Annotated in this window: 3 protein-coding genes; 2 read left to right on the top strand and 1 reads right to left on the bottom strand. The window is 58.5% G+C overall.

Annotated elements, in window-relative coordinates:
• Positions 1 to 190: 190 nt before the first annotated feature.
• Positions 191 to 1792, bottom strand: a complete 1602-nt coding sequence (locus tag HKL97_RS06860; RefSeq protein ID WP_291423743.1) for an ABC transporter substrate-binding protein — start codon at positions 1790 to 1792, stop codon at positions 191 to 193.
• Between the two features lie 336 nt (positions 1793 to 2128).
• On the opposite strand from HKL97_RS06860, the gene HKL97_RS06855 reads away from it, so the two are divergent.
• Both HKL97_RS06855 and HKL97_RS06850 read left to right on the top strand, forming a co-directional pair.
• Entirely contained in the window at positions 2129 to 2485 is a 357-nt protein-coding gene (locus tag HKL97_RS06855) for a PqqD family protein (RefSeq protein WP_291423740.1), read from the top strand.
• Positions 2451 to 3126, top strand: a 676-nt coding sequence (locus HKL97_RS06850) for a hypothetical protein (protein WP_291423738.1), incomplete at its 3' end; no start/stop codon positions are given. The genes HKL97_RS06855 and HKL97_RS06850, both read left to right, overlap by 35 nt.

Raw genomic sequence — 3126 nt, 5'->3', positions numbered from 1 at the left:
GTCATTGAAAATGCCGTGTCCCACTAGCGTCATATTTAGCGCGCGCCGCCCACCAACCCGCGCGCAGTACCCTGCGTCATGAATGACGCAGGGTACTAGTGGCCTGCTTGTCCCTTCCGTCCGCTGCATCTCCCAGCGGACTTCAGGGGCAGGAACTAGATTTTTCTTTTGGCGCGCCAAGGGGTGGCCATTATGGCTGGAGGCCCCAAAAGAACTGTACCGGCGTGGTCAGGCCGGTGAGATTTTTGCGAAAGGCGATCGGCTCGAAGAACTGCCCGAGTATCCCCACGGTCGCGTCGTTCAGCACATCTTCCTGCACTTGCGCGGCCGCGGCCTGCTGACCTGCCAAGGTGGTGGCGTCCATGAACGTCATGCGGTCAGCCTCGAGCTTCGGATCATTCGGCCAGCCGGCCCAGCCGGTCTTGGGATCGCCGGAATAGGCAATGGCCTGGGGCGTGGCGATGTCATCGGCGATCCACCAGGTATCGAACACATTCCAGCCATTCACCGCGCTCCGGTTGGTGCGGCGTTGCAGCATCTCATCCCAGGTCATGCGCTCGACCTTCACCTTCATGCCGAGATTGGTCAGCATGTTGGCGGTAACATTGGTAAAGGCGGCGAGCACCGGGATATCGACGGGGTCGAGCACCACCACCGGCGTACCCTTATAGCCTGCTTTTTCGAGCGCATAACGCGCGGCCTGGGGGTTGTTGAGTTTCAATATCCAGTTGCCCGCGTCGGTCGCGTAGGTGGTGCCGCAGGGGTAGATGGAATAGCAGGTCCGCCACCAGCGCGGGTCGTTGCCGAAGGCGGCTTCCATATAGGCGCTCTGGTTGACGGCCTCGAGTACCGCCCGGCGGATAGCGGGATTGTTGAACGGCGGAATGGCCGCGTTGAAGCGCAGCATGCCAACCGAACCCGGCGGGGCAGTGGGCTCGACGGTTATATTCTGATCGGCCTCGAGCATCGGCACCACGCTCATCGGCGGAGATTCATCATACTGCACATAGCCGTCCATTAACGCCTTGGCCGCAGCCTTGGGGTCGGCGTAATGGATCAACTCGATCTCATGGGCCGCCGCAATTTTGGCGCCAGCGGCGAGAGAGGGCGGATCCGAGCGCGGCTTGTAATAGGGGTTCTTGACATATACCGCCTTCTCCCCCGGCACCCAATCCTTCATCACCATCATGTAAGGGCCGGAGCCTGTGGGGTCGGTGATGGATTTAAAGGCGCTGGTGCGGGCAATGCGCGCGGGCATCATGAACGGCACGTTCGACGACAGCTTCGCCAGCGAGGCCAGCACCATATCGTCAGGCGCCTTGAGCTGCATCACGATGGTCTTGTCGCCGGGCGCGGTCAGGCTGGCGATATCGGCGAATAAGAGCTGGCCCATGCCGTCACGCTTGCCCCAGCGCACCAGCGAGGCCACGCAATCGGCAGCGGTGACATTGGTGCCGTCGCTCCATTTCAGCCCGTCGCGCAGCACGAAAGTCCAAGTTTTCTGGTCTGGCGAGACCGTCCAGTGATCGACCATTTGCGGTTCGGGCTGGAAGTTATTGTTCATCGCAAAAAGCGTGTCGTACACTAGATAACCGTGCGTGCGGTCAATATAGGCGGTGGAGGCTATGGGGTCGAGCGTCTCCAGCCCCACATGCACCGCGACGCGCAAAATGGACGGCCCTGGCTTTGGTTGCGGGCCTGCATAGGCGGCGGATGCGATGAAACTTCCGGCAAGGATGGGCGCCAGAATGGTTGCAGATAAAGCCAGCTTGCGCAGTTTTCCAATAGGCATGGCAATGCCTCCTTAAATTACTTAATTCTTAGCTTTCACCTGAACTTGTCAGCCGCCAAACCGGCAAGATGAGCACACCGGCTTAACCTTGTGTCTTATCTACTGTCTTATCTACGTTCATATATTATTTTTAGTAATTGTTGTCGTCATTGACAGAAATCAATGCACCCGCGTATTTTTTAAAGATTATTTTTGCGCGCATCGTACAAAAAAAGCAAAATTGCTGAGTTGATTATTTGTCCGGCCGGGCTTAAGGTAAATAATTCTTAATACTTTTCGTTGTTGCCCACCCATCAAAAATGACAACAACTCCATAAGTAAGCAGGAGGGGCACAGATGGACGCCCACCTTATCGCCAAGGCCAGCGGCCCGGTTGTGACGGCCGATGGCGGACCTGATTTTCACCAAGGCGCGCCCACCGCCGCCGGATTGCGATTTTATGGCGATGAATTTGTCTTCGATATTCGCTCGGGGATGTTTTTCCGGCTGAGCGCCACGGCAAGTTTCATTCTCCGTGCGCTCGCCGGGGGCGCGGCGATCGCTGACCTGCCGGCCGCGATGGAGCGGCAATATGGCATCGACCATGCCAGCGCGTTACGCGACATCCAGCTGTTTCTCAACGAACTGGCCGCTCTCGAACCTTTGGACCGGGTTGCTCATGACCAAGCCAATGACCACGCCAATGCTGATTAACGCGACGGCTGTTGCGGTCACCGGACTGCACCGGGGCGACAATCCGCAACCAGGCGCGGCGGTGATTGCGAGTTTGCGGCGGCGCTTTCCCGGCATCCGCATCATCGGGCTGTCTTATGACCCGATGGAGAGCACGATTTATTGCCAGGACGGCTGCCGGCTGGATGGCGTGTATCTGCTGCCTTACCCCAGAACCGGCCCCAAGGCGCTGATGGAGCGGCTGGAAGGAATTTTGGAACGGGAGGCGATCGAGGTCATCATCCCCTGCCTCGATTCAGAGCTGATGAATTTTATCGAGCTGCAGGACAGGCTGGCACAACGCGGTGTGAAGATGATGCTGCCCGCCAAGGCGGCGTTTTTGCGCCGGAGCAAGGATGCCCTCCCCCTGCTCTGCCGGCGGATCGAGATTCCCACCCCCGAAACCAGAATTGCGTATGACGTGGCCGATCTGGCCAAATTCGCGGCGCAGATCGGGTATCCGGTCTATGTCAAAGGCATATATTACGAAGCGCACCTGGCCACCACGGAAGCGGAACTTTACGAGGCCTTCAAGGAACTCGCCGAAATGTGGGGTCTGCCGGTGATGGTGCAGGAGATGGTCGCCGGTGAGGAATATGATGTCGTGGGGCTGGGGGATGGGC

Source organism: Acidocella sp. (assembly GCF_013044125.1).
Classification (GTDB): domain Bacteria; phylum Pseudomonadota; class Alphaproteobacteria; order Acetobacterales; family Acetobacteraceae; genus Acidocella.
This window is presented reverse-complemented; position numbering and strand designations above follow the sequence as displayed.

Bases quoted from the DNA above. Each gene is read 5' to 3' on its own strand.
- HKL97_RS06860 (WP_291423743.1), bottom strand. From the start codon at position 1,792: ATGCCTATTGGAAAACTGCGCAAGCTGGCTTTATCTGCAACCATTCTG.
- HKL97_RS06855 (WP_291423740.1), top strand. From the start codon at position 2,129: ATGGACGCCCACCTTATCGCCAAGGCCAGCGGCCCGGTTGTGACGGCC.